This is a genomic window from Arthrobacter sp. CMU6 (assembly GCF_059090205.1).
Window position 1 is genome coordinate 21,223 of record NZ_JBNHFL010000022.1, and the last position, 20,385, is coordinate 41,607.

At 63.5% G+C, this 20,385-nt stretch carries 22 protein-coding genes and 1 pseudogene; 13 read left to right on the forward strand and 10 right to left on the reverse strand.

Going from position 1 to position 20,385, the window contains the following annotated elements:
* Nucleotides 1-47 precede the first annotated feature (47 nt).
* A complete protein-coding gene (locus AC5RWD_RS15740) occupies nt 48-203 on the reverse strand; it encodes a hypothetical protein (RefSeq protein WP_494020970.1) in 156 nt (51 codons plus the stop codon).
* A 135-nt stretch (nt 204-338) separates the two neighbouring features.
* Between AC5RWD_RS15740 and AC5RWD_RS15745 the strand changes: the two genes are divergently transcribed.
* From AC5RWD_RS15745 to AC5RWD_RS15765, 5 genes are all read left to right on the forward strand, one after another.
* Entirely contained in the window at nt 339-419 is an 81-nt protein-coding gene (locus AC5RWD_RS15745) for a hypothetical protein (RefSeq protein ID WP_494020968.1), read from the forward strand.
* Nucleotides 409-606 carry an MmyB family transcriptional regulator gene (locus tag AC5RWD_RS15750; RefSeq protein WP_494020905.1) on the forward strand — a complete coding sequence of 66 codons (198 nt, stop codon included), beginning with the start codon at nt 409-411 and terminating at the stop codon, nt 604-606. Before AC5RWD_RS15745 ends, AC5RWD_RS15750 begins: the two co-directional genes overlap by 11 nt.
* 810 nt (nt 607-1,416) lie before the next feature.
* Nucleotides 1,417-1,866 carry an SRPBCC family protein gene (locus tag AC5RWD_RS15755; RefSeq protein WP_494020906.1) on the forward strand — a complete coding sequence of 150 codons (450 nt, stop codon included), beginning with the start codon at nt 1,417-1,419 and terminating at the stop codon, nt 1,864-1,866.
* Between the two features lie 37 nt (nt 1,867-1,903).
* Nucleotides 1,904-2,317, forward strand: a complete 414-nt coding sequence (locus tag AC5RWD_RS15760; RefSeq protein ID WP_494020907.1) for a CBS domain-containing protein — start codon at nt 1,904-1,906, stop codon at nt 2,315-2,317.
* A gap of 54 nt (nt 2,318-2,371) precedes the next feature.
* On the forward strand, nt 2,372-2,674 hold the full coding sequence (locus AC5RWD_RS15765; protein WP_494020908.1) for a DUF4193 domain-containing protein: 303 nt from the start codon (nt 2,372-2,374) through the stop codon (nt 2,672-2,674).
* Between the two features lie 56 nt (nt 2,675-2,730).
* Here the strand turns inward: AC5RWD_RS15765 and AC5RWD_RS15770 are convergent, their stop codons facing one another.
* On the reverse strand, nt 2,731-3,486 hold the full coding sequence (locus AC5RWD_RS15770; RefSeq protein WP_494020909.1) for a hypothetical protein: 756 nt from the start codon (nt 3,484-3,486) through the stop codon (nt 2,731-2,733).
* Between the two features lie 276 nt (nt 3,487-3,762).
* On the opposite strand from AC5RWD_RS15770, the gene AC5RWD_RS15775 reads away from it, so the two are divergent.
* Both AC5RWD_RS15775 and AC5RWD_RS15780 read left to right on the forward strand, forming a co-directional pair.
* The gene (locus AC5RWD_RS15775; RefSeq protein WP_494020910.1) at nt 3,763-3,966 is read left to right on the forward strand and encodes a cold-shock protein; all 204 of its coding nucleotides are present in this window, start codon (nt 3,763-3,765) and stop codon (nt 3,964-3,966) included.
* 219 nt (nt 3,967-4,185) lie between these two features.
* Nucleotides 4,186-4,617: a response regulator transcription factor gene (locus AC5RWD_RS15780; protein WP_494020911.1), complete on the forward strand. Its 432-nt coding sequence runs from the start codon at nt 4,186-4,188 to the stop codon at nt 4,615-4,617.
* Nucleotides 4,618-5,358: 741 nt separating this feature from the next.
* Here AC5RWD_RS15780 and AC5RWD_RS15785 read toward each other — a convergent pair.
* The gene (locus AC5RWD_RS15785) at nt 5,359-5,628 is read right to left on the reverse strand and encodes a hypothetical protein (RefSeq protein ID WP_494020912.1); all 270 of its coding nucleotides are present in this window, start codon (nt 5,626-5,628) and stop codon (nt 5,359-5,361) included.
* 303 nt (nt 5,629-5,931) lie between these two features.
* Nucleotides 5,932-6,307, reverse strand: a pseudogene (locus AC5RWD_RS15790) (recombinase family protein); the annotation flags it as partial.
* Between the two features lie 1,027 nt (nt 6,308-7,334).
* On the opposite strand from AC5RWD_RS15790, the gene AC5RWD_RS15795 reads away from it, so the two are divergent.
* Nucleotides 7,335-8,186 carry a DUF2382 domain-containing protein gene (locus tag AC5RWD_RS15795; RefSeq protein WP_494020913.1) on the forward strand — a complete coding sequence of 284 codons (852 nt, stop codon included), beginning with the start codon at nt 7,335-7,337 and terminating at the stop codon, nt 8,184-8,186.
* Between the two features lie 1,725 nt (nt 8,187-9,911).
* On the opposite strand, the gene AC5RWD_RS15800 is transcribed toward AC5RWD_RS15795, so the two are convergent.
* Together AC5RWD_RS15800 and AC5RWD_RS15805 are read right to left on the reverse strand one after the other, a co-directional pair.
* Nucleotides 9,912-10,508, reverse strand: coding sequence for a hypothetical protein (locus AC5RWD_RS15800; protein WP_494020914.1), 597 nt, complete (start codon nt 10,506-10,508; stop codon nt 9,912-9,914).
* A 666-nt stretch (nt 10,509-11,174) separates the two neighbouring features.
* Complete coding sequence (locus tag AC5RWD_RS15805) at nt 11,175-12,269, reverse strand: alkaline phosphatase family protein (RefSeq protein WP_494020915.1); 1,095 nt, start codon at nt 12,267-12,269, stop codon at nt 11,175-11,177.
* A gap of 380 nt (nt 12,270-12,649) precedes the next feature.
* Between AC5RWD_RS15805 and AC5RWD_RS15810 the strand changes: the two genes are divergently transcribed.
* The 5 genes from AC5RWD_RS15810 (at nt 12,650) to AC5RWD_RS15830 (ending at nt 16,872) form a co-directional block, all read left to right on the forward strand.
* Nucleotides 12,650-12,805, forward strand: coding sequence for a hypothetical protein (locus AC5RWD_RS15810; protein WP_494020916.1), 156 nt, complete (start codon nt 12,650-12,652; stop codon nt 12,803-12,805).
* A gap of 579 nt (nt 12,806-13,384) precedes the next feature.
* Nucleotides 13,385-14,167 carry a GVDTG sorting domain-containing protein gene (locus AC5RWD_RS15815; RefSeq protein WP_494020917.1) on the forward strand — a complete coding sequence of 261 codons (783 nt, stop codon included), beginning with the start codon at nt 13,385-13,387 and terminating at the stop codon, nt 14,165-14,167.
* Nucleotides 14,168-14,349: 182 nt separating this feature from the next.
* A complete protein-coding gene (locus AC5RWD_RS15820; protein ID WP_494020918.1) occupies nt 14,350-14,997 on the forward strand; it encodes a hypothetical protein in 648 nt (215 codons plus the stop codon).
* Between the two features lie 4 nt (nt 14,998-15,001).
* The gene (locus AC5RWD_RS15825; protein WP_494020919.1) at nt 15,002-15,721 is read left to right on the forward strand and encodes a class F sortase; all 720 of its coding nucleotides are present in this window, start codon (nt 15,002-15,004) and stop codon (nt 15,719-15,721) included.
* 860 nt (nt 15,722-16,581) lie between these two features.
* A complete protein-coding gene (locus tag AC5RWD_RS15830; protein WP_494020920.1) occupies nt 16,582-16,872 on the forward strand; it encodes a hypothetical protein in 291 nt (96 codons plus the stop codon).
* A 12-nt stretch (nt 16,873-16,884) separates the two neighbouring features.
* Here AC5RWD_RS15830 and AC5RWD_RS15835 read toward each other — a convergent pair whose 3' ends face one another.
* The 4 genes from AC5RWD_RS15835 to AC5RWD_RS15850 all read right to left on the reverse strand — a co-directional run bounded on the left by AC5RWD_RS15835 (nt 16,885) and on the right by AC5RWD_RS15850 (nt 20,356).
* The gene (locus AC5RWD_RS15835) at nt 16,885-17,088 is read right to left on the reverse strand and encodes a cold-shock protein (RefSeq protein WP_494020921.1); all 204 of its coding nucleotides are present in this window, start codon (nt 17,086-17,088) and stop codon (nt 16,885-16,887) included.
* Between the two features lie 607 nt (nt 17,089-17,695).
* Entirely contained in the window at nt 17,696-18,112 is a 417-nt protein-coding gene (locus AC5RWD_RS15840; RefSeq protein WP_494020922.1) for a CBS domain-containing protein, read from the reverse strand.
* A gap of 321 nt (nt 18,113-18,433) precedes the next feature.
* Nucleotides 18,434-18,718, reverse strand: coding sequence for a hypothetical protein (locus AC5RWD_RS15845; RefSeq protein ID WP_494020923.1), 285 nt, complete (start codon nt 18,716-18,718; stop codon nt 18,434-18,436).
* 1,218 nt (nt 18,719-19,936) lie between these two features.
* Entirely contained in the window at nt 19,937-20,356 is a 420-nt protein-coding gene (locus AC5RWD_RS15850; RefSeq protein WP_494020924.1) for an ASCH domain-containing protein, read from the reverse strand.
* Between the last annotated feature and the right edge of the window lie 29 nt (nt 20,357-20,385).

Sequence of the window (20,385 nt, forward strand, 5' to 3'; positions counted from 1 at the left end):
GGCGCTGTGCATACGGACGAAGCTGCCCCCGGAGGGCCCGGTCAGCGTCAGCCTGGGGGAGCTCGTTGTTCCGGGACCGGGTTGTGTTCCACGGCGGGCATGACAGTAACCAGGTGCGCCTCCCAGCGGACCACCCGGTGAGCCCTGAACTGCAGGGTTCCGCCGCCGTCCAGGTTGACGGTGACGTTGCCGTTCAGACTCACGCCCGCCGAACGCACGTACGCAGAAGGGCTCGCGCAGCAGGTGGACGTGCGCACCACCCCCAGGCGCAAACCCCCGGTCGCGCGTCGCAGATCCAAAGGCTCCTCAACCAGCTCACGCTCACCCCAGCGTTCGTCGTGGGCAAATACCTCGACTACATTGCGTGGAATCCTCTCGCCAACGCACTGCTCCTCGACCTCGACGCGATTGCTCCATGAACGCAACTACGTGCGGCTGCTTTTCACGGACCCTCGCATGAAGGACTACTACGACGACTGGGAGAGTATGGCGCGCACAGGCGTCGCACTGCTGCGCATGCAGGCCATCGAGAAACCTCACGCTCCGCGCCTGGTCCAGCTCGTCGGTGAACTCTCCCTACGTGATCCCCTCTTCCGCGAGTTGTGAGCGAGCCGCCACGTGGCGCGCCAGGACTTCAGACGTAAGACCGTCCACCACCCCCAACCTCGGCCGAGTTTACCTTCGACTGGCACAGCTACTACTGGACCGCTGACCCCGAGCCACGCCTCCGGACCACGGGAGCAAAACGTCGGATGAATGATCCACGAACAAACGCTCGCGACCTCTTCAGCGACGGAATAGAACTTCGGCATGTCCTGTGTGAATAGCAGGGGTTCCCGGGAAGCGCGTTGCCGAAGCCCGGCAAAAGCGACCGTTTCTGGGCTACACGTTTGTGCCTGGAAGGTGGGGTGGAGGACTCCAGCGCTGAGGTTCAGTTGCTCGTCACTGATTCGGTGCTAGTCAATAACGACCGTTTCTGAGCCGCTCACGGCTAGCCTCCGCAAAAAGTCGTGTGAATTGCGGCGATAAATGGCGGCATTTTTGCGGAGCTAAATGTCACAACATGCGCCAACTTGGTCCTCCCACCCCCAGCGTTCCCTTCCGCCCGCTGCGGGCCCGGGACCGACGACGGAGCTGGGTACCGGCTGGCGTGGGGGGACGCCAGCACGGGTGTCCGCCGCCGGCCGGTTTCAATTTTACGCCGAGGTACAAGGCGAAGAACGTGATGGTTTTCCTGGAGCACCTGTGGGCTGGTCCTTCCGATAAAGGAGGCCGGACAAAGCAATCGCCGTGCAGGGTATGGACACAGATTATTCGCGGGCTTACCTTCGGTAGAAACGGTGGCAGCCGGACTCCTGCGTTAGGGGTTGCCTGCTTTCCGCCTCTGCTAGCCCGCCCCTTGATCAGGAGGAGAGCATGCAAACAGTCGAAGAAACCATTGACGTCGAAGTCCCGGTGCGCACCGCATATGACCAGTGGACACAGTTCGAGTCCTTCCCCAATTTCATGTCCGGGGTGGACTCGGTCACCCAGCTCACAGAACGGACGAACCACTGGGTGGTGAACATCGGCGGGGCGGAACGGGAATTCGATACTGAAATCATCGAACAACGCCCCGATGAGCGGATTGCCTGGCGCAGCACGGACGGTAAGACGCACGCCGGCGCCGTGGCCTTCACACCGCTAGAGACCGGGGTGACACGGGTGTGGGTCCGGTTGGAATGGGCCCCGGAGACCTTCACCGAGAAGGCCGGGGCAGCGCTGGGCTTCGACAACATGCAGGTCAGGGCGGACCTGCTTCGCTTCAAGGACTTCATCGAAGCCAGAGGCACCGAAACCGGCGCCTGGCGCGGAGAGGTCCACTAGAACCAAATCCACCCAACAACAAAAGAGGAGCAGGACGATGACGACCGCGCGCGAGATCATGACCGGCGGCGCTGAATGCGTCGGCGAAAACGAAACCCTGGAACAGGCCGCACGGAAAATGAAGGACCTGGACGTCGGATCCCTGCCGATCTGCGGGGAAGACAACCGGCTCAAGGGCATGCTGACCGACCGGGACATTGTCATCCGCTGCCTGGCCGACGGCCGGGACCCGCGCACCGTAACCGCGGGGGAGTTTGGCCAGGGCAAGCCGGTGACCATCGGCGCTGACGACTCGATCGAAGAGGCGATCAAGACCATGCAGGACCATAAGGTGCGCCGGCTGCCGGTGATTGACGGCCACGACCTGGTGGGGATGCTCAGCCAGGCCGACATCGCCCGGAACTACCCCGAGGACCGTGTCGGGGAACTCGTCGCCTTCATCTCCTACTAACAACCCGGTGGGGCCTGCCGGGTGCGGGTATCAGGGCGGGATGAAGGAGGTTCGGTGGCAACTGATTATGATGCCCCGCGCCGAAGCGAAGAGGACGTTCCGTCCGAGTCTTTGGAGGGGCTGCAGGCGTCGCGGGCGGTGACAGGGAAGCCCTCGTCCCTTGACGTGGATGAAAGCGACACGGCCGAAGGGATCGAGCTTCCAGGTGCTGATCTTTCCGGTGAAGAGTTGAATATCGTGGTCGTTCCGGTCAAGGCCGATGAGTTTACGTGCGGGTCGTGCTTTTTGGTCCATCACCGTTCCCAGCTGGCCAGGGAAGCCAACGGCCTGAAGTTCTGCCGCGAATGCGAAGGGTAGCGGAGGGCAACCGGCCGGCGCATGAGCCCGGGGGGCGGCGGCTCTCGTTTCAGTGGCTATTCGATGAGGGGGACGGTGCCGATCACCAATGTTCCCTGCCGGGCAGCTGTGTGGATGTCGAGGATTGCCTCGGTGATATCCAGGTTGTCTCCGCTGATGACAAGGATGTAGCCGGCAGCGCGTGCTGCCTGGAGCCAGTGCGCGTCGTGGGGATGGTCCGGGTCAAGCTCGAGCTGGTCGCGGTAAAGGGTTTCCGAGTCAATGCTGAACTGGATGACGCCCTCGGGTGTCACGGTGAAGCTGCAGCCCGCGTCCACCGGGCCGGCCTGGTCCAGGAGGTCGTCGTATTCCGGGCTCATCGCCAGCTGGAAACCGTGCGAGAGCAGCAGGGTGACCAACGCTGAGGTCCGTTCTCCGCCGTGTTCGCGGAAGGTTACGACGGGGACCAGGGTGTAGGCGAGAACCGGGACCACACCTATTTGGCCCGCATCGGACGTATGGGTGAGGATGACCCTCGCGGCTAGAGGGGAGAGCTCTTCAAGGTGCCAGGGGGCATGCTTGACGGTCAGTGCCGGTTGGCTGCACCCGCGGTGGCAGACGCTGTCCGTGAAGATGAAATATTCGGTGCCGTCCGGGGCGGTGCTTTGCGTGATGTTCACCAGCAGGGAGAGCGGTTCATCGGGCTTTAGCGGTTCCTGGCAGGCGGCGCAGGTCTTGGCCAGGTCCGCTGCCGTGAGCACGTAGTGTGCCGTGTCAGGGCCCTTGAAGGATTCGAGGCGGCCGTCCCAGGCGACATTGCGTGTGACTGGCATGACGACGAGTCTAGTCACGTACGGTCCGCCGGGACGCTGGAACAGAGGCGAAGAGCCATGGTTGACCGTCAGGCCCGACGGCAAGGGAGCGTCCTCGTGATGCCGGCTACTGCCTTGCCGATCCCGCCGTTCCCGGCACTTCCCCCGGCCTGAATCCGGCTCGGAGGCTTTGGCCCGCTTGCCCTCCCGGTCGTGGGACCGTACGTTGTGGGATGCGGACGACGGTGTCCGCGGCACCGGCCGTGGGCCGGCGCAGAAACAGAAGGGGGATCAGGCATGGCAACAGGCACGATCAAGTGGTTCAACACTGAAAAGGGCTTCGGGTTCATCACCCCGGACGACGGATCCCGGGAGATCTTCGCCCACTACACAGGGATTGCCGGCAACGGATACCGCTCCCTGGAGGAAAACCAGAACGTCCAGTACGAGGTCGGGCAAGGAGCCAAGGGCCCTGTCGCACAGAACATTCGCGTGCAATAGCTCCTCAGGACTCCTCAGGTACTGGCGGTCGGGCTCCCGCCCGCCCGGAGGCCTGGTCGGAGTAATAGGGGCGGGGACCGGCGACGGGCTGGGGGTGAGCCCTGTGCATGGGGACACGGTCGGGCTCGTCCGCCGCCGGCCTGCTTTAGGCTACGCCCGTCCGGACTGGACCGGTTTAGTGCTGCTCTGCTCTCGGGCTTGAGGTGAACGCTCTACATTGTGCAGCAGTTCTACAGGCCGGGGGGCATTTTGGTTTCACGCGGGCTTTGCCTGGTCATCGAGGATGACCAGGACATCCGGGATCTGCTCACGCTGATCCTGACACGAATGGGCTTCGAGGTTCATGCTGTGGCCAATGGCGTCCACGGGGTGGCTGCGGCCTGGGAGCACCGCCCGGTCCTGGTCACGGTGGATCTGAACCTGCCAGACATGGACGGACTGGACGTCGCCCGGCATATCCGGACACGTTCCGAAGTGCCGATGCTGTTGGTTACCGCCCAGGCAGAGGCCGACGATGAAATGGCCGGTATAGCCTCCGGAGCCTCGGCATATCTGATCAAACCCTTCCGTCCCAAGCAACTGACGGAGGCTGTGAACAAGCTCTGCCCCGTGGGACCCCTCACCGCCCACGGCCGGGAACCGCGCAGCTAACCGGGGTCCGGTTCCGGCATCACTGGACCGTCCAGTTTGGGTGCCCCGTCAGGCTTCCCGCAGTGGGCTGATTCCTTCCGTTCCTGTCGATCCTGACATTCATTTACGTGGGCCAGCAGTGCACCTTCGGGGTTTCCGGGGTGCTCCGCGAGGTGCCGGAGCAGTCCGAGTCGGGCTTCCTCGTCCACTGTCATGTCGCTAAGGACATCGCCGATGAGGCACGAAACCTGCCGTCGGATTATCCATCCGCCAGGCCGTGAGGCCACCGGATTAGCCTTCGCCTGGGCTGATGACTTGGATTCCGCCCTGGCAGTCCGGCATCGTTGCCGGCAATTCATAACCCAGCATGTCTATCACTGCTCCCTCGTCGGTGCCGCAATGTTCCCAGAGGGCGTTTGGAGTCAGCAGGGGACGGGCCAGGGATCGAGCCGGTGCGGGCACCAAATCTGGGGCAGCAAGCCAATTGGCGCGGGAGACCGGCCCCCATCCTGGGGGGTGGGCGCCCCCCCGGAAACCGATTGATGTCCCTACCGGATACGTCGTCCTTCCACGGCTCACCTGCACCACCCGTGCCGCGAACCCAATCTCATCTCTTTGCCGAGGCGGCGTTTTGCGGTGCCAAAGCGGAAACCCTCGCGCCCCTGCCCACGGATTCGCGTGCCCCGACATCTTGCTGTGGAGGAGCCATACGGCAAAAGCTATGTCAGCACAATGTAAGAACCCGGTTACTTCTCAGGCCATCTAACTGCGCTTTCCCGGCTGAGTTGCATCGAAGAAATGGAATTCCTCGTTGACTTGACCCGCACCCAAAGGTATTCCCTTTTCCCGGATGAAATCCAGGTCCTCACGGGACAGGATCATCTGGCCGTGCCCATCTACATCGATTTGTCGGTCAGAAACTCGCTGGATGACGGCGGTGATGGCGCTCGGCAGCAGCACGCATCCCGGATTGTCCAGTAGCCACTTGCGCGTGTCTGCATCAAGTCGCTCCCACTCGTCTTTGAGTGACATTCTTATTCCTCCCGTCTTTCCTTGGAACTCCACGCGGGGAGCCCTAGGATTCCGCCCAGAGTACGCCGTGCAAGGGGCCAGGTCGACCTCCGACTCCCAAATACCAGCTCGTGCGCCAGCGTTCACCGTGTACCCGTCGTTGTCGGGGTTCTATCTCTGTAAACGCGGTTCCACCTCCACTTGTAGTTCTCGCAAGCGTCCAGCTGCAGGACCGGAGGGGACAGGAATGGCCGCTGCTTACACTAAACGGCGTTCTTTTGCAGCGCTAAGTGGAACTCTTACCAGGCGGTGCCGCCTCGGTCTTCAGATGGTGCGCCTTTGGAGCTCGCGGTACACAGTCGTCCGTGACACCCGGAACAGCTCGGCCAGTTCGGCCTGCGTATGCTCGCCCGCGTCATGCAGTGTCAGAAGGTGCTTCCGCTGCGTTTTGGACAATTTGGGCTGCTTGCCTTTCAGCCGCCCCTTCGCTTTTTGGGACCACCATGCCCTCGCGGGTGCGCATCCGGATCAGATCCGCCTCAAACTCGGCCACCATTCCCAAGACATTGAACAGGAGCCGACCTACCGGGTCAGCTGGGTCGTGGCTGTTACCCCCGAGACTAAGCACTACCCCTTTGGCCGTCAGCTCATCGGCTATGTCCCTGGCATCAGAAAGGGAGCGCGCCAGCCGGTCGAGCCGTCGGTGAGATCGAACTCACCGGCGACGCACTGGAACTTCCCGGCGAAGGCCTGACCATGATCGCCTACACGCTGAACCAGGCAGCCACGCCCAAGAACAACTCGACTTCCTCGCCAGCTGGAGCACCAGCAACAAGAACACAGCTGCACAAGCACCGGTCAGCCCACCCTCGGCATAACCATCGGACCTGCCCGTGGTGAGCTGTTTGCGAGGCGTCCGGTGAGGGATCCCCTGCGGCCTGCGCCAAGCACCCAAATACGCGGTGCGGCAGCCGCCCTTTATCGCTGAAGGTCACTTCCGTGCATTCCCAATATCCATTCGGGCACGGGGTACCGAAAGTTGCTCCAGTGACGCGTATATATAGCGAGTGTTTGGCATAACATCCGGGATATGCAGACTACGCGAAGCCCCGCGGACTGAAACTGCGGGGGAGTGTCCCAGTTACGGCTGTTCCGGTTCCAAGGAAGTGGGACACCCCGCGTCATGGTTGAAGGTGGGCGACCAACGAATTGCCGCCGTGGGGGCCTGCCCGCATAGGAGGTGGCCCCTTCGCATGGCTGTGATCGTCTCACATGAGGCGAGCGTCATAGTGGGAGGGGTTCTCGGCGGCTACTCCCTGCAGCGCCGTCGCTGTTGCGTTGCGGATGTGCTCACGCCATAGATCCCGGGCGGATCCAGCGTTGCGCATTCTTATCTCATTCATGACGCCGCGAATTTCTTCGATGCTTGCTTCGGGCCGTCTAGACGATTACCAGCACCGCTCCGGTCAGCACGATCACACCGATCTGAGGGTGCTCTGCCGCCGCGATTGTCCGGTCCGGGGCGGCGCGGGCAGGCATCCCATGCCGCTGTGAAATTAATAAGCATGCTTGCTTTCTGGGTGGGGTGTGGCTTAGTAGATGGCTAGGAGCAAAATCTCCGTCGGGGCCGATCCCCCTATCTCCTGTGACGCCAAGGGCGCATTCTGCCGTCCCCCGGTGTACGAAGAACCGCACATGAAGCTGGACCAAGTACCAAAGGAGTAACCATGATCAGCAACGAACATATCGACCGTCTGCTCGCCGGCCGCGGCAATGTCGTGGGCACCGACGGGGAAAAGAGCGGCGGTGTGGGCCAGGTCTACGCTGACGACGACACCGGCCAGCCTAAATGGGTCACGGTCAAGACGGGCCTGTTCGGCACCCGCGAATCCTTCGTGCCTCTCGACGGCGCCCGGGTGGAGGGTGATGACATCGTCGTCCCGTACACCAAGGACCAGGTCAAGGACGCTCCGGGTGTTGATCCGGATGGGCACCTGGACCCGACCGAGGAAGACCGGCTTTACGAGCACTACAGCCTCGGCGGCCAGCGCACCTACACTGATGCCACCGGCACCGCCGGCGGGTACCGGGGCGATGCAGATGCCGGCGTCACTGGCGGCTACCGGGACGACGCGGACGCCGGAATGGACAGAGACTTCGACGCGCGTGGAACGGTGGGCAGGGATACCTCGGGCCCAACGACCGATGATGCGATGACCCGCTCGGAAGAGCGCCTGAATGTTGGCACCGAGCGGCAGGCCACGGGCCGGGCGCGGCTGCGTAAGTATGTCACCACCGAGAACGTCACTCAGACGGTGCCGGTGCGGCGTGAAGAGGTCAGGATCGAGCGTGAACCGATCACGGACGCCAACCGCGACGCCGCTCTCTCCGGACCTGATCTCAGCGAGGAGGAACATGAAGTCACCCTCCATGAGGAACGGCCAGTGGTCGATAAGGAAACCGTTCCTGTCGAGCGGGTCCGCCTCGAGAAGGACACCGTGACCGACGAGGAGACCGTCAGCGAAGAGGTCCGCAAGGAGCGCATTGAAACCGACGGCATAGACGACACCCGCAGGTAAGCAAAGTCAGCATAAACGCAAAGGGCTGCAGGAGCGTTGCACGTGTGCTCCTGCGTTGTAACAGGGAAGTCCCGCACCCTCCAGCCGAGGGGGTGCGGGGCTTCCCTGTTCCAGCAGACGGCTTGACTGCGCAGAACGCCCGGCAAGGACCTGCCCGAAGTGTTCAGGCAGAAGCTCCCGGGGTCCCCTGGACACGGTGGAAGCATTTGTATCCACCTTGTCAGATGCCGATTCGTCCCCGATCATCCAGCGCTACCTGATCATCGAACGCTAGCTGGGGGTCCGGAAGCACCGTGGCGAGCGAAGCGCAATCGGTTACCTCCGCCGACAACACGGACTGCAATGACGGCGCAGATCATTCCCGTTCGGGCGAATATGGACCGACGACGGAGCCGGCGGGGGATGGGGGACACCGGCCGTCTGTCGCCGGCCGGTTAAATTTTGCGCTGGTGTCGGGTTGGAGGACGGGATGGGTCCCGCCCTCCATGTTTACATTGCGGCTTGTGGGGGAGGGGTTGTGGAGGTTTCCCCTGCTGTTGCAGCTTCGGGCGCTGGTCTATTTTCGGGCTCGGGAACCGAGCGCATGACTCGCCACATCGCCACTCCGCCGGCCACAGCCGCCAAGGCGGCCGGGATGCACCACCAGAGCATCCTGGTCGTCTTTTGCGGAGGCACCCGTTGTGCTGGCGTCTCAGCCACTGGGATAAGCTTCGCTATCCGCTCGTGAAGCCGGGGGGTGGCTGTTTCTACCCTCCCGGCGAGTTCATCGGCGACGGTCCTCAGGCTCGCCTGCAGGCGTGGTGACGCTGCCTCCAGGCCGGTGTCGATGCCCATCAGGGCATGACGAAGTGCAGCTTCAATGCCAGGGGTAGCCCATTCCCTGCCCTTGGCAACGCGTGTGAGGAGGGCTTCCTGGAGGTGGCGGGCCTGAGCGGCCCGGTCGATCTGTTCAGAGGTGCGCACAAGAGTCTCCTGAGGTCGGGTGGGTGGGGCTAAAGCTTAGAGCCTTGGCACCTGCCTGAACACCCTTGAAATCCCATGGCCAGTTATGGCCGGAGAAGGCTCCCAGCCCGCGAGCCAGCGGTCCCCGACGGAACGAACACTCTTGGACCGGCGATTGGCCCGGTTCTGCTGGTCAGCAAAGCCGGGTCCTCTGGCCACCGCACTAGTGGGAACGTCCTTCGGTGGACGCTTCGAAGGTACTTCTGTCGGAACAAGCGTTCTTTCACTGCAAAAACGGCCGAACCCCAGGGGCCGGCTGACGGCCGAAGCCGCCGAGGTGCCCCGTCGCTCCCGCCAGCGGCAGGCATTGTCGGATCCTGTACCGCTCACGCGCAAGAAGCCGGGTTCAGTGTGTTGTGCCGGCACCGGGTCCGGGGAGGGCTAACCGTTCCCGGTGCCGTGCCGGCCCCTAAACTACGCCCCTGTACTGTGAGCAGCCCCGTGACCGGCCCACTCATGGTTTCAACGGGACCCTGCAAAAAGCATGAAACCCCCGGAGATGCTCCGTGTTCTCAGATCGGAGGGGCCGGCTGCCCCGGCGGAGTCACATATACGCCGGGTGGGAAGGGGGTGGCTCGCCATGCGATGTACCGATGAAACCCCACCGCGGCGGGGCAGCCTCGCTCCCGCCCCGGCAAGGCAGAAGTACCGGACAGTTGAGATCCCGTGGAGTCCCCCTTGCCGCAGCCTGGCCCGCGAAGCGTGTAACTGACTACCGCGGTGTCATGCTCCGAGGACGTCAGCTGTGAGCGCGAGATAGTCCCCCTCAGCTTCCTGGAATCCGTAGTCGATCCAGTAGCGGCGCAGGGCCGCCCGTGCTTCAGCGTGGTCGGGAGTTCCCTCCACCGGTCCGTCCTCGGTGAGGAGCGGTGTCGCCTGCAGCACGACCATGGCGGTGTCGCGGCCGACCGTTGCGAGAATGGCGTTCAGGATCGTATAGCCGGTCTTGTGGCCCCTGAACTTCGGCTCGATATACAGGGAAGACAGTACAAGGAGGTCACCGCCCACGTCGAGGCCGGCGACCTCCAGCAGGTCTGGCCGTTGCGTGGTAAGCACCTCTGCGATGTTCGCCAGCTCCTGGTCCACCGCATCCAGGGTGTAGAACAGATCGATGCCGCCGGCGTCGGGCACGATGGTGAAATGGGCGTCCCCGACACGGACGTCTTCGCCATCGCTGTCATCCTCGTAATCCCAGATGGTCGCCCCGACCGAGACGGCCCAACGCATCGGATAATCTTCCGGGTCGTGGTCCGGTCCGGGGATGCCCCGGTACTCGCAGCGGTACGCGAACGTCATGGAATCGGGATCAAGAGCTGTCATGGGGGATCCGTTCGAAGCAGGGAAACGAGGCCGTACGGGCAGTCTAAGGCCCCGGCGTATCGTCCCAAGTGTGTTTGGCCATGCCTGCTCTTTGCCGAGCCTGAGCACCGGTGCAGACGACTCCGGAAAATGACGCTCGCTCAGGCCGGCCTTCAGGATTGCTACGTGGATCCTCAATTCTGAATGCACCCTTGAGTGCGGTGGGGAGCGGGACGGATTTGGCCTGGTTCTCCCGCTGTTCGGACGCCGTTAGGGGAGGACATGCCGGTAGCCCGTCTCTGGACTTCGATGGGGCCAGATTTGCGAGGCCTTCGGTATCTTAAGTCGAGGCTGATCAGGTTTCGCCCGCTACGCCTCAGTGGTGTCCTGCTCTAGTTGTTATTGCTGCCGGATGAGCCCGAAGGGCACTGCCGGGTGTGCTCGGACGATGTAGAGCCCGAATTATCGGCGTGGCTGTGGCCGGATCCGGTGCTTGTTGGGGGGGGTGCGGTCCGGACCCGGCCGTTCCCTGCGGAGGAGGGCGCATTCGTTCCGCGCAGGGACAGCTGAGCTTCCCGCACGCTCCTTGGGAAAAACTGGGAGTCGCTCCCTGCTGCCCTCCGCCATCAAGGGCGAATAAATTCTTTATCTGCACGGGCACCGGTGACAGGTCGCTCTCTGCGGCAGCTAGGGACGGGCGTTGAAGACATCCGGGCCGAAGCTGTCGAGGCCCGGCGCTCCGGCGTACCCGAGGCGTGGCAGCGAGAAGCTGTCCTCGATGGTGGCCAGGAGACTGTAGTGGTTGTAGGTCCGGTCCGAGTTCGTGCCCCCTTGGACGAAAGGCGAGAGGACGAGCGCGCCGACGCGGCCACCCGCTGCCCCTCCGGGAACCTCCTTTGGCCCGGCCCGGTTGCCTTCGGCCTCGTCGAAGGTGATGACGAGCATGCCGTCCTGTTTGAAGGCCGGGGAGTCCAAAATCGCGGGGACGTGCTTCTTCAGCCAGACATTGGCACTGACGAGGCCGCCTTCCCTTCCGTCCACGCAGGGGCTGTCGTGTCCGTCGTTGCATAGGTTGGGGCTGATGTAGGATAGGTTCGGCGTTGTCGCTGCGGAATTCAGATCCTTGGCAAGTTCGGTGAAGTCGACGACCTTGGTCTGGCAATCTGGGGACGAGGTGATCGCGTCGAAGTAGACGAACGGGTTGTGCCGGGTGGCGTATTGGTCCCCCGGCGAGGCGTCTTGGCTGTCGTCTTCGGCCCCCGGCTCGGGGTGCCGGCACGGCGTGCCCATGTCTTCCATGTAGCCTTTCCAGGTTTTCCCGGCCGCGCTGAGTTGCCCGGCCACGGTCGGGACGGACGACGGGTAGACGCAGCCGGTTCCTGTGACCTGGCCGGGCGAGCCTGTGCCGGTTGGCGTGAAGGGGGCATAGGTCCCGCAGTCGTTCCGGGTCGCGGGGTTGGCTGCCTGCCCGGAAATCTGCGCGAGGTAGTTTGGCAATGAGTGGTGGGCGATTGCGTAGTACCTGGACAGCAGCACCCCCTGTGAGCGGAGCGTCTCAGCCAGGTAGGGTGCGTCCGAGTCAGCACCCCAGACGGTGTCGTAGCCCTTGTTTTCCAGGTTGATGACAAATACATGGCCAGGGCGGTCCGGGCCGCTGACGCCGGGAGAAGGCGTGGGCGAAGGTCCCTGGCACGCGGCAACAGCGACGGTGGCCGCCGCAAGGACCAGCAGCCCGACCCGCCGCGTTCGGCAGGCCAACGTCCTTCTGACTTCCATGCCCATCCAGTCCAGCTTTCTCTTTGACCCCACATCCTCAAACATCCGCCGGGGGTTCCCGGGCAGCTCGGAGAAGGGGGCAGATGACTGGGACCAGAATAGATCGCAGGCCTTGGGATCGAGCACGAACGACCTAAATACTCTTGGGGCCCGCCCCTGACTCGAAGGCCCAGGACTAGGGGAGGAGAGCGCCACGGCTACCGGGCTGCCTTTACGGGAGGCTGCCAGGACCTGGCCCAGGCTGCAGCCAGCCGGCAAGCAGCGCCTTCATTGTCCTCGATGGCTTGTGTCGCCGACATCATCGCTGCGCTTCTTTGCCGCATCAGGACTTCCATTGCTGTCGGTGCCGGTGGGACCATGGTGCTCCAGCCTACGAAGGGGTAGTGATGGATGAAAGCAGCCGCAAACCGCCCTCGGCGGTCGGGTTTTGGATCACCATGGTCATCGTGGCCCTGCTGATACTCGTCGCGGTGTGGTTCGGCATCACAGTCCTGCCCCACGTCTTGGGTCCAGTCTGGGACAGAATCTTTACCCGAAGATAGGCCTGTTTGCTTCCTGGCTCTCCGTGCAGCCGGTCTGGATCTGGGCGGAGGCATTATCATCCTTTCCTCCCTTCACATCGAGCCGAGGTTTCGGGGCCCCAGGACCGGCCAACAATCCTGAATGCCATCCTTGCAACGGTCGGGCGCGATAAGGCCATGGTCGTGTTGCAGGGGGACGCCGCTCCTTGCCGGGGGCGGCCAGGCGGAGTCGGGCGGGCCCGCTGCTGGACCGACTACGGATTCCTGGACATTGACTTGTGAATGCCTCGTGCCCGTGTCCGACCTCATGGCGCCTGACACGGGGGAACGACGTACCATCCTGTGTCTGTGTCCGGTGCAGTCTTTGGTGGGGGGGCGGGCAGCGGCCCTAACGTTGAGTTCTTTCCGGCGGGAAGCAAGCAAAGTTGCTCGCTGGGGGCCCCGGCTTTTGTGGAGGACCTGGCCGCCCTGCGGCAAGCTCGGGAATAGGGAAGATGCATGCCATCTCACTTTTTGGCCCATCCGGCCCCGGGGCAGCTCCGAATTGCCTGTGTCCCCCTAGGGGAGAACCACCACCACTTGCATGAGGAGATTGCTTCCATGAATAAGACTTTGCGTTTTTTGGCTGTTCCCACGCTGGCGCTCGGCGCGCTGGCCCTCTCGGGTGCGCCCGCGATGGCCCATGACGGAGACCACTCGTACCAGGCCACCCTTGGCCAGCTGAATGGCAGTTCCGCGTCGGGCACCGTGGCCGTTCACGTCACGGGTAACCAGGCCCACGTGCTCCTGAACGTCTCCGGCCTCGCCCCGACTTTCCAGGACGCCCCGTACCCGCACGTGCAGCACATCCACGTCGGAGCCAAGGGCCAGTGCCCTGCCCCGGCAGCGGACACCGACGGCGACGGCGTCGTCTCCACCACCGAGGGCGCCCCGTCCTACGGCAAGATCGGCACCACTCTCTCGACCAGCGGGGACACCAGCCCCGCCGCTGGGCTCGACCTTAAGCTCGCCGGCCAGGGCGGCGCCTACACCATCGACCGCACCTTCAAGCTGAACGCCGAGACCAAGGCAGCCCTCCACGACGGCACCGCCGTGGTGGTCGTCCACGGTCTTGATCCCGCAACGCTGAGCGCCGCCGGCCAGGCCGCCAAGAGCGACCTCGTACCTAGCCTTCCCCTGGCAGCGACCTCCCCGGCCCTCTGCGGAACACTCACCGCCGGCCAGATGAACATGCCGGTCGGCGGCGCTGACACCGGCGTCGCGCAGACCCCGCAGAACAACGATGCCGGCGTGCTCGCCCTGGGCGGTGGCCTGGTCCTGGCCGCCGCCGCTGCGGGCGGAACCTACATCGTCCGCCGCCGCAAGGCAGCCAACGCCGCCTAGGCATCCGCTGCCCGGTCGCCGGGGCGTTTGTTCTACGCGGCGGCCGGGCGCAGGGGCTGGACGGAAACGGATTCCGGCTGCCGCGGACGTCTTGGGGGCGCCCGCGGTAGCCGGACTTCCATCCGCCGATCACCGGCCAGTACCGTCCCCGCCAACTGCCGGGATGAACGAGAGGAGCGAGGATGAGCACAGCAATGAGAAAACGGAAACAAACGATGGCTGCCCTGGGCGTGGCATCGGTGTTGCTTTCCGGCTGCGCCACAGCCGCAGGAAGCACCGGGCCGGCGTCCCCGTCGGCACCGGCCCCGGATGGCCCGTCAGCCAAGCAATCGGAGAAAGACCACTCAGGCACCCCGGAAGCTGCCTCCGCCACCCCGGCCACAGCCGGGGCCGCCGGCCCGTCGGAGGCCACCAAAATGATTTGCGGTCAGGAAACCAAGGACGACATTTCCTCCATGCTGGACCTCAAAGCCGCGCCCCACACCGTGGCCACCTGGGCGGAGCGCATCTACACGTGCACCTACCACCTCGCTGACGGGCCCCTGGTCATCTCGGTGAAGGAATCCCCGGATCCGGCCGCAGCACGGAAATACTTCGACTCTCTGCGGGGCAGACTCGACGGCGCGGCACCGATCAAGGGGCTCGCGAATCTGGGCTTCGCTGCGGCCCAGACCGGTAACGGGTCTGTCGTCTTCCTCAAGGACAGCAGCACGCTGTACGTGGACGCCACACAGCTGCCGGCCGGCGTCGGCCCGCAAAAGGTGGCCCGCACCGACTTCGCCTACCAGGTCTCCACCACCATCCTGGCCTGCTGGAAAGAACACCACTGACACCATGACTACAGCATCCGTACGCAGGCGCACCGCCCAGTCCCCGGCGGCCGCGCTCCTGGTCCTGGCCGCGCTGGTCCTGGGCGGCTGCGGAATCGCAGCCCCATCGATTCCACCTTCCCCAGACGACGTCACATCGTCCGCGACGGCCGGCGCTGCAACACGGGCCACCGTCCCGGCGTCGAAGTCACTGTCACCGAACCCGGCCCAATGCACGGCGGCGGCGGCCGGCCGGACAGCGATTGTGCCCTCTCCTGACCGGCCGGCCCCCGCTCCCGTGACTCTAAACATTCCGGCGATCGGCGTACAGTCGCCGCTGGTGAAGTTGGGTCTGCGGGAGAACAGGTCGCTGGAGGTGCCTCCGGATGGGCCCGGTGCGCCCGCGGGCTGGTACTCAGGTTCCCCGTCCCCGGGGGAGACCGGCCCGGCCGTGATGCTGGGCCACGTCAACGCCACCGGCGGCGGCCCAGGGGTTTTCGCGGACCTGCGGGCGCTGAAGACCGGCGCCGGAATCACCGTCCAGCGCGCGGACGGCAGCAAGGCCCACTTCACGGTCACCCGGGCAGCGGCCTACAAAAAGAACAGCTTCCCCACACTCGAGGTCTACGGCAATACCAAAGGCCCGGAACTGCGGCTCATCACCTGCGACGGCTACAACCCCGCCACGGGCCTGTTCGACGACAACTACGTGGTGTACACGAAACTCACCACCAGGACAGGCTGAACAAGGCAAGCCACCAACCCGAAATCGCTTGGGGCGGTTCGTGTCAGCTTCCGAAGTCGTCTGCACAACTCTCGCTCCGATCGGCAATTTGCCGTTAGGCCTGACGCCTGATGGCTCGGTCGTGTGGGTAAGGCTCAATGGGCAGTCTCCGCGCAGGATGTTCCTGGAAGGAGATCCCGTTGTTATCCTCCCGGAGGTCCCTGACGCTTTCTAGCGCAGCTGGTTTCGCTAGGCATTTTGGGGGCAGGGCCGCGGTCCGACGCCAGAACCCGAGCTGATCTGAAAATGTCAGATAAGAAAGTACAAGGCCTCTCACCGCCAGTGTCCGAGGTCGTAGGGTGAGGACTCGGCGGGCTAGTGTCGGGTCCTGGGGTGGGTAGACTCGCTGGCATGCCGGTCACGTGCAATGTCGCTTGGGACCAGCGGCTGGAATCCTTCAAGGGACGGGACACGACGAATTACGTCATCACGGCCGCTGCCATTGCCCGTTCTTGTGCTGTGTCGTCGGCCGCTGATGAGCGGCGATCTTTTGTCCTTGATCGTGGATGTCGCTGAAAGTAGGGCACCGGACGGGACGGACTACCTCACCTTTAGCGACTGGGTGTGCCACCGGGGCTGCGCTGCCCCGGAAGTGCGCGTCCACCGCGCGGAGTGGAAGCGGGAAGATCTGGCCCCGGTGGCCGCGCGTGTGATCCTGACCCAGAGCAACGAGTCGGGCGGGGACAGGGTCGTGCCCGTGCTCGTTTATACTCTGGTCCCGGTCGTGACCTTCCGGGAGGGCGGTGGTGAGCTTACCTCCGCGTTGGTATCGATCCTGCTTTCACACGGCTTTGGTTTGGTGATGAGCGCGGACTACACCCATGCTGGAACAGGCTCCCGAAGCGGATGAGACCTGCAGCTTCACAGTGGCCTTCGGGGGCCTGGTGATGTTCCTAGTCGGCTGGGAGCCGGTGTACCGGGAGCAGCTTGATCCGGATGACGACGATGACGCGTGCTGGCTGCAGGCAGCAGCAGACAGCGGTTCGGTCCTGGTTCTCAGCGGGGACAACCTTGTCATCACAGACGACTCACTTGACCTCAGCGCCGCGGTCGGGGCGGGCACACTGGTGTTCGGGTACGTCGCTCTGAGCCCGTTGGGAAGCGCCAGCTGACGCTGTGTTGGTTTAGAGCGGGTGGATGTTTTCCGCCTGGGGACCCTTCTGGCCCTGGACCACGTCGTACTGGACCTTCTGGTTCTCTTCCAGTGAGCGGTAGCCACTGGAGGCAATCGCCGAGTCATGGGCAAAGACATCCCCGGACCCGTCATCGGGGGCTATGAAGCCAAAGCCCTTCTCAGCGTTGAACCATTTCACTGTCCCTGTCGCCATACCCCTGTTGCTCCCCACAGAACTCAGAACTCACCATTCCACCGCGGCCACGAGGGACCGGGCGGAAGTGACTTTCCGCTGGTCTCCAACCTACGGTGGCGGACAGCGCGGGACAAGGGCACCGTGCGGGTGGGCCGCCAACGTCCACGACGATCAGGGCCGCCAAAAGCTGACGGGTTTAGGACCGGCGAGGGGATGAGTTAGTCTCCGCCACTCGGGACCTGTCATGCGGAAATGACCTCCGCGTCCTCGCCGGCCGTTGCGTGCCACCCAAGCACCGGAGATGCCGGTGACGGCTTGGGAACGTCCTCTTAAGACCTGCGCCTGGGGTCTGGCTCTTCCGGCCGTGGACCCGGCTCGGGCAAAGGACCAGGAACAGGACCGGGATCAGGAGACGTCGGGTCCGGAGACTCAGGCGCCGGGGAGTTAGGCGCCGGGGAGTTAGGGTCCGGCGAGCCGGGGGCGGCCGGCCCTGGTTCCGTCGGAAACGGCTCGGGTTCCGGAAGCGGTGGGATAGTCACTATTTCCCCCTGTTGAAATGATCGCCGATTCCATGTGGGGTTTACGGGATCGGCTGTCGTCATTGATTCTAGGGCGGGCGGTGGGTCTAGAAGGAGATGAACGTGACGAGCTCCCCGACCCGGTCTTCGGGATAGTTCCGGGCGATGTCCGCCTGGCTTAGGATCCCGACGAGGTCGTGGCCGTCAATAACGGGCAGCCGGCGGACCTTGTGCTCTTGCATGGTCCGGATCGCCTCTTCGATGGAGTCATCGGCCCCGATGGTCACCGGTTTGCCCTCCCCGAACTCCCTTGCGGTCGCGGTGCGCGGGTCTCCGCCCTCGGCCAGGCAGCGAATGACGATATCCCGGTCGGTGAGCATTCCCTTGAGGCGATTGTCCTCACCGCAGATCGGAAGCGCGCCCACATCCAGGTCCTTCATCTTCCGGGCAGCCTGTTCGAGGGTCTCGTTTTCGCGGACGCATTCAACGCCACCGCTCATAATGTCGCGTGCAGTGCTCGGCATGGTGATCTCCTTACCTGCATTGATGGGACGGGCCGGAACCGTTAGCGGTTCCCGCGATGACCCGCAACCCTCCGCCCCCCACGGCGCCCATGCCGTGAGGGACGATGGGCTACAAGTCATTCTTCGCGCTCCCAGCGTCTCTGTGAACCCCGCTACATGAGCAGTCCCCTCTGCCGGAGATCGGAACCGCCTACGGGTCTTTCTGGTGACTGAATCACCACCGAATCCATCCGGCGGTCCGCCTGGACCGCCGGACTGTAGGTTTCCTCTAACGGATCACAACCATGGATGAGACGACTGCAGCGGTTGCTTCTTGCCGGCTTAGTACGGCGGCAGATCCTCCGGGTCCTGGACCTCACCGAGGTGGGCCAGCAGAGCCTGCTCGGGATGCCCGGGGTACTCGGCCAGATGATCGAGCAGGGAGACATATATGTTCGGATCAAGATCCGGGTCAGCGAGGATTTCGCCAACCAGGCACTTGAGCTGAAACCGCAAGAGCTCGCCCGGTCCGGCCGGGGCCGACGGTACCGGTTGAACCAGGGCCTGCGCTGCGGGCGGCACGGGGTGCTGTTGGATAACCGTTGGGAGGAGTTCGGGACCAGTCACCGTCTCTGTCCTTTCGCCTGCTCTTGCTGCCGGCCGCTGGGCGGTCGCCACCGGCGGCCTTGACGGTTATCTCGACCACCACGGAACCACTTCGTTCCGCCTGCCCTGTATGAGGACTCTGCCATCGCTTCATCGTGAATACCCTGTGGACCTTGGAACAGCGCGGGGTGCCTCCGCTGATGCGAACCCCCGTTCTTGGGGATTACCCCGCCTTGGGGTTGGGCTTTCTGAGGGCGGGGTTTCGGTTCATAGGATTGGTCAGGTTTCCCCGAGGTCGCAGCGAAAAGATCTCTCTTGGCCGAGGAGGCGCCCTCCGGGCCAGTCCGCCTGGCCGGCATTGCACCCCCCGTCAAAGCCGGGCCCGGCGGGATCCCTGTGCACTCAAGACACTGCGGCGTGGCGACATCAGACCGACTGGAATGGACGCAAAAGACAACTTCGGACATCAGGGTGCCGGCAAAGGTGGTGTTGAAAGCCTTGATGACCTTCGCTCCGGTGGTTTTCTTGAGTCCCTCGGCTGCGGAGGAACCGGCCGGGACGGCCCGGCTGGAGGCGGGATAGGAGGCAGTGGGAATTCAACGTTGGAAAAACCTGAAGGCGCGCGACTGAGCAGCTCACCTCTGACACATCGACGGCCCCGATCGGCAGAATCGACTGGTGTCCAAACCATCAAAACTGCCAGTACAAGTACAGGAAACAACCAATCGCAGCCACCAGTATCCCGCCGATGATAAGCCAGAAGCCGGCGCTGCCCGGTTCCCTCAGTCCGGAAGGCTTTGTTTTCACTGTTGCTCCTAACAGCTTGATGAAGCTCCCGAGACGGCAAGCCTCAACTCCCATCACGTGCTTCTGAGTATGCTGCTATCGGTTTGTTGAACCTAGAGGTATTTTCGTTCAACAGAATGAGCCGTCACTGAAGTTCGATGCCTACCTACACGATGCCCAGAAGTTAGACCCCTTCGAGCTCAAACTGTCGAGGGAGAGCGGTTTTCAAGACATCGAAACCGCCATTTTGAACTAACAGTCACATGTGGCGTACGCGCTAATCGGTCTAGAACTTGATCGTGAAATCAGCTTTCCAGCTTACAGACTGTCTTAGGAGAGGATCCCTTGCTGAGATCACGGGAAGGTGCCCGAGCCCACTTGTGAACCGCCGCGGACATCGGGCAGCTAGCATTCAACGGCACTGGCCACGAGGTCGAAGAGGGATCTCCAAACTCAGGCGTTTTCTGTCGGGGATTTCTCGACCGACGGTGCGCCTTGGCTTGGTTCCCGTTCCAGATCCCAGAGACCGAGCTTTCCTGTTGCCGGGTATGGGTGCGGGATGGCTTGGGAGTCAGCGAGTTCCCAATGCCAGTAGCCGTCCTCAGCCCACTCGGAGCAAGAGTTCCCGCAGACGCTCGAGTGGTGACAGCCGAAAAGCGTAACTGTCCCCAGCACCTGCCCTCGCTGAAGGACCAGTTCGGTCTGGATGGCGGCACGCAGCGCGGGGAAGCCGTATGCGTCCGGGTCTTCCCCCTTGCCTGCGTGAATGTAGAGTTCGCCCCGGTAGTTCGTCCTCCGGCTCCTATTTTCGATGTCCTTGCCGCCATGAATAATGGCCCAAGCCCAAGGCTGCTTCACAGTAAGTGCCTTCATGGCTCAGAGCCTAGAGGATTGAGTCGAAT